This is a genomic window from Frankia sp. CgJB1 (assembly GCF_977947065.1).
This window is the reverse complement of the sequence record NZ_CDWTNB010000232.1, coordinates 1-5459: the sequence shown is the minus strand read 5'-3', so window position 1 is coordinate 5459 and position 5459 is coordinate 1. Positions and strand designations below refer to the sequence as shown.

Annotated in this window: 3 protein-coding genes; all 3 read left to right on the top strand. The window is 71.8% G+C overall.

Annotated elements, in window-relative coordinates; all coding sequences use genetic code 11:
* The first annotated feature begins 144 nt into the window (after nucleotides 1-144).
* Entirely contained in the window at nucleotides 145-1497 is a 1353-nt protein-coding gene (locus tag AC08OT_RS18855) for a hypothetical protein (RefSeq protein ID WP_476593714.1), read from the top strand.
* Nucleotides 1494-2831 (top strand): glycosyltransferase family 4 protein, encoded by a 1338-nt coding sequence (locus AC08OT_RS18850; RefSeq protein ID WP_476603122.1) that lies wholly within the window; start codon nucleotides 1494-1496, stop codon nucleotides 2829-2831. The genes AC08OT_RS18855 and AC08OT_RS18850 overlap by 4 nt, the downstream gene beginning before the upstream one ends.
* Nucleotides 2832-2852: 21 nt before the next feature.
* On the top strand, nucleotides 2853-5459 hold a 2607-nt coding region (locus tag AC08OT_RS18845; RefSeq protein WP_476603121.1), incomplete at its 3' end, for an alpha-(1->3)-arabinofuranosyltransferase domain-containing protein.

The following is a 5459-nucleotide window of genomic DNA, read 5'->3' as shown; positions in this document are numbered from 1 at the left end:
ACAAGGCACTGACAATCCGTTGAGCACCGTTCCCGGGCGTACCAGGCGGCCGACCACCCCGGCGCGGGTGAACCGGCCCCACGCGGGCATTCCGTTGCGCGGGGTGGGGAGTACCCCTGCGTATGTCGTCGGGGAGGACTCCGCATGAAGCGCAATACCGCCCAACTGGGCGGCGCGTCGGCCGCGATCGCGACCGACGGCTGGACGCTGCGTAAACGCCTAAAACAGACCCGGGGCACCCGACTGCGGGGGGCGGTGCGCGGCGCCATCCCGCTGGCGCTGGCCGGCCAGCTCGCCAACCTCGCCAACATGGGCGTCACGCTGATCATCGCGCGCGCGATGAGTACCCGGTCCTACGGCGCGGTCGCCCAACTGATCGCAATCTTCTTCATCGTGTCCATGCCGGGCAGCGCCCTGCTCGTAGGGGTGGTCCGGCGGATCACCACCTGGCAGCACAGCGGGCAGTTGGACCTGGTGGCGCAGTGGGTCCGCCGGGTCCGCCGGGTCGGGGTCGCGCTCGTGCTGGTCGTCGCCGTGCTCGCGGTGGCCGCTCGGGGCTTCGTGGCCCACGAGCTGTCGCTGCCCGGTCCCGGCGGCGTCGCCGAGATCGTGACCGCCGGTGCCGCCTGGTGTCTGCTCTGCGTCGACCGGGGGCTGCTGCAGTGCGGCCGGCTCTATCCGGCGCTGGCCGCCAACCTGCTCGTCGACGCCGCAGTGAAGACGGTGTTCACGATCGGGTTGGTGCTCGCCGGTCTGGACGAGACCGGCGCGGCGATCGGCGTCCTGCTCGGTGTGCTGGCCGCCCTCGCCCACACGCGGTCCACGCTGCGCCGCCACCCGGACGCGGTCGTAGGAATGTCGCCGGAGCCGGGCTCGCCCGCGGCGCCCACGGCCCCGCTGGCCGTCGAGGTCGGCGCCGCTCTTGTCGCGCTGGCGATGCTCGGCCTCCTGCAGAACATCGACGTCCTTATGCAGGGCCGGCTCGCCCCCGACCAGTCGGGCTCCTACGCGGCCGTCTCGGTGGCCAGCAAGGTACTCGTACTGGCGGCGGTCGTACTGGCCGGCTTCCTGCTGCCGGAGGCCGCCGATCGACGACATCTCGGGCAGCACGCCCTCCATCAACTCGGAGCAACGCTAGCGATACTCCTCGTACCCGCACTGGGGCTGCTCTCCGCCGCTCTCCTCGCACCCGACACACTTCTCTCCCTGGCCTTCGGCTCTCGCTTCACCGATGCCTCCGGCGCGCTTCTCCCCTTGGCCGCAGCGATGACCTGTCTCGGAGCTACCGTGCTGTTCACCCACTACCTGCTCGCTCTCGGCGAGCGTGGCGTACTGCTGGCCCTGGGGCTGGCCGCCGCCGCGGCCGTCCCCCTCATGCTGTGGGCGGACGGATCACCGACGAGCACCGCCCGCGCCAACCTCGCCTGCCAGGCCGTGCTGGCCATCGTCACCGGCCTGTCGGTGCTCGCCGCCGCCCGCCGGACGGCTCGGGCATGAGCGCCGCGAGCAATCGTCGCGGCCCCGGCGCGACGATCCCGCCGACCCCCGATGGCCTCGTCGTGCCGCCGGCCGTCCCGGTCCCGCCGGGCCTCCTGGCCGCGCAGGTGGGAGCGCCCGGGATCGAGGCCGCGCCGCGCCGACTCTCCCTCGCCGAGCTGGTCGAGACTTCGGGACTGCGCCGCGTGCACATGCTGGCCTGGCGTGATCTCGACGACCCCGAGTCGGGCGGGTCAGAGCTGCACGCCGACAAGGTCGCGGAGCTGTGGGCGCAGGCCGGCATCGACGTGAGCCTGCGCACGGCCGTGGCGTCCGGCCATCCGGAGTCCGTCCACCGCAACGGCTACACGGTGGTCCGCAAGGCGGGCCGGTACTCGGTCTTCCCGCGCACAGCGGTGTCCGGCGCGCTGGGCCGCGGCGGGCCCTGGGACGGTCTGGTCGAGATCTGGAACGGGATGCCGTTCTTTTCCCCGGTCTGGGCCCGCTGCCCCCGGGTGGTGTTCCTGCACCACGTGCATGCCGAGATGTGGCGGATGGTGTTGTCCACGAAGCTGGCCAGGATCGGCGAGACCGTCGAATTCAAGATTGCTCCACTGCTGTACCGGCGTACGCGCATCCTGACGCTGTCCCCGTCGTCCCGGCACGAGATCATCGAACTGCTCGGCCTGCCGCCGCGCAACATCTCGGTCGTGCCGCCGGGCATCGACCCGTCGTTCTCCCCCGCAGGCGAGCGCTCGCCGCATCCGCTCGTCCTCGCTGTCGGGCGTCTGGTGCCGGTGAAACGGTTCGACGTCCTCATCGACGGGCTCGTCCGCGCCCACGATGAACATCCGGCGATGGAGGCGGTCATCGTCGGCGAGGGCTACGAGCGGGTGGAGCTGGAGAAGCGGATCTCCGCTGCCGGAGCCGGCGGCTGGCTGCACCTCGTCGGGCGGGTCGACGACGACGCCCTGCTGGCGCTGTATCGGCGCGCCTGGGTGCTGACCTCGGCCTCGGCCCGTGAAGGCTGGGGCATGACGATCACCGAGGCCGCTGCCTGCGGCACGCCGTCGGTCGCGACGAAGATCGCCGGACACACCGACGCGGTCGTCAACGGCGAGACCGGCGTGTTGGTGGAGGATCCGGCCGACCTGGGCAAGACACTGGCCGGCGTGCTGACCGATCACGATCTGCGCGCCCGGCTGTCCGTCGGGGCGCTGGCGCATGCGGCGACCTTCACCTGGGCGCAGACGGCTCGCTCGACGTTCGCGGCACTCGCCCGGGAGGCGGCCCGGCATCAGGGCCGCCGCTCCACCGCGGCCCGGGCCGCGGACCTGGTTGGGCCGCACCGGTGACTGCGGTAATCCGGTGATCCGGTGACCGTGACCACGTCGCCGTCCGGTCCGGCCCCCTCCGGTCGCACCGAGTCCGATCGCTCCGGTCGCACCGAGTCCGGTCCGGCCTCGGCGACGATCCGGCGGCGGCCGCCATCCTGGCCGACCCTGGTGCTGGCCGCCGTGGCGTATCTGCCGCTGCTGGCGACGGCACCAGGAAAGATCGGCGCCGACACCAAGGCGTACCTCTACCTCGATCCGAGCCGGATGCTGCGCCGGGCGGTCTCCATGTGGGACCCCGGCATCGGCATGGGCACCGTCACCCATCAGAACATCGGCTACCTGTTCCCGCAGGGCGCCTTCTACTGGCTGCTGGATCTCGTCGGCCTGCCCGACTGGGTCGCGCAGCGGCTGTGGACGGGCTCCATCCTGTTCGGCGCCGTCACCGGCGTGCTGTTCTTACTCCGCTCGTTCCGCTGGCCCGACCGCTTCGCGTTCGTCGCCGCGTTCGGCTACATGCTCTCGCCCTACATCCTGGAGTACGAGGCGCGGATCTCGGCGATCCTGCTGCCCTACGCCGGACTGGGCTGGTTGATCGGCATCACCGTGCGCGGGTTGCGCGAGGCGGAGTCCGGCCGGGCCGGCTGGCGCTTCCCCGCCGCCTTCGCCCTCGTGGTCACGACGATCGGCAGCATCAACGCCTCCAGCCTGATCTTCATTCTGTTCGCCCCACTGCTGTGGATACCGTTCGCCGTCTGGGGTACCCGCGAGGTCCGGCTCGGCGCCGCCGTGAGTATGTGCACCCGTGCGGTGCTGGTCGTCCTCGTCACGTCGGCATGGTGGATCGCGGGGCTCTACACCCAGGCCGGTTACGGCCTCAACGTCCTCGCCTTCACCGAGACAATCGAGACGGTCGCCAGCAGCTCGCAGGCCTCTGAGGTGCTGCGGGGCCTGGGCAACTGGTTCTTCTACGGGCAGGACGCGCTCGGTCCGTGGATCGGGCCGGCCACCCACTACACCCAGAGCATCTGGCTGACCGCGGTCAGCTTCGCCATACCCATCCTCGCCCTGATCGGTGCCTCGGCCATCCGCTGGGGCCAGCGCGGCTACTTCGTCGCGCTGATCCTGCTGGGCACCACGATCGCCGTCGGCGTCTACCCGTACGACGATCCCTCGCCCTGGGGACGGCTGTTCAAGGACTTCGCCGAGGGATCGACGGCCGGTCTCGCGCTGCGTTCGCTGCCCCGGGCGGTCCCCCTGGTCGCGCTGGGCATGTCGGTGCTGCTCGCGGGCGGGCTCGCCGCGCTCTGGGAGCGGTACGCGGCGGCCGGTCCGACCGCTACGGCCGCTACGGCTGCCCCAGGTGCCCCGGGTGGGCGGCCGGTCCGGTCGGGCCGGCGCCGGCGGCTGGTCCCGCCGCTCGCCACCGGGGTGGTCCTGCTGTTGCTGGCCCTCGACATGTCACCGCTGTTCCGCGGCGAGTTCGTCGAGCCGTTACTCGAACGCCCCGAGCACGTCCCCGCCTACGAGACCGAACTCGCGCGCGCCCTGGACACTAGGAACAACGGGACACTTGGGAACAACGGCACGCGGGTGCTGGAGCTTCCCGGTGCCGACTTCTCCCACTACCGCTGGGGAAGCACCCTCGACCCGGTCACCGAGGGGCTGATGGACCGTCCGCTGGTCGTGCGGGAACTCATCCCCTACGGCGAGGCGGGCAGCGTCGACCTGGTCCGCTCGCTGGACCGCCGGTTGCAGGAGGGGGTATTCGAAACCTCCGCCCTGCCAGATCTCGCCCGGCTGATGGGCGTCGGCGACGTGGTGCTGCGCAGCAACCTCGCCTACGAGCGGTACCGGACCCCGCGCCCCCGGGCCACCTGGAACCTGTTCACCTCGACCAGACCGGACGGGCTGGGCGTACCGCAGACCTTCGGACCGCCGGTCGCCGAGGATCCCGGTATCCCGTTCACCGACGAGATCACCCTCGGCACCGACCCGTCGGTGCCCGATCCGCCGGCGCTGGCCGTCTTCCCGGTCAGCGGCGCGCAGCCGATCGTGCGCACCGCCACCACCGCGCGGCCCCTGCTCGTCAGCGGCAACGGGGAGGCGCTGGTAGACGCGGCGGCCTCCGGCCTGCTCGCTGAGCCGATCGCCGACGGGCGGGCGATCCTCTATGCCCCGGCACTCGCCACCGATCCCGCCGCGATGCGCCAGGCCCTCGACGACGGTGCGGACCTGCTCATCACCGACACCAACCGGCGGCGCGCCGAACGGTGGACGGGCATCCGGGAGAACTTCGGCTACGTCGAGCAACCCGGGGTCAGGCCGCTGGCGAAGGACCCGAACGACAACCGGCTGCCGATGTTCCCCGACCAGAACGTGACCAGCGAGACCACCGCCGCCCTGCACGCCCCGGGATCCCCGGCGAAGATCGCTGAGGTGACCGCCACCAGCTACGGGAACAGCTTCTCCTACGGGGCGTCCGACCGGCCGGTCCGCGCGATCGACGGCGACCCGGGCACCGCGTGGCGGGTCGGCGCCTTCACCGACCCGGCCGGGGAAGCCTGGCAGACCACGCTGGCCGAGCCGACGGCGACGGACCAGATCCGCCTCGTCCAGCCGCTGACCGGGCCGCGCAACCGGTGGATC

Coding starts and splice junctions, on each gene's coding strand:
- AC08OT_RS18855 (WP_476593714.1), top strand. CDS start 145: ATGAAGCGCAATACCGCCCAACTGGGCGGCGCGTCGGCCGCGATCGCG.
- AC08OT_RS18850 (WP_476603122.1), top strand. CDS start 1,494: ATGAGCGCCGCGAGCAATCGTCGCGGCCCCGGCGCGACGATCCCGCCG.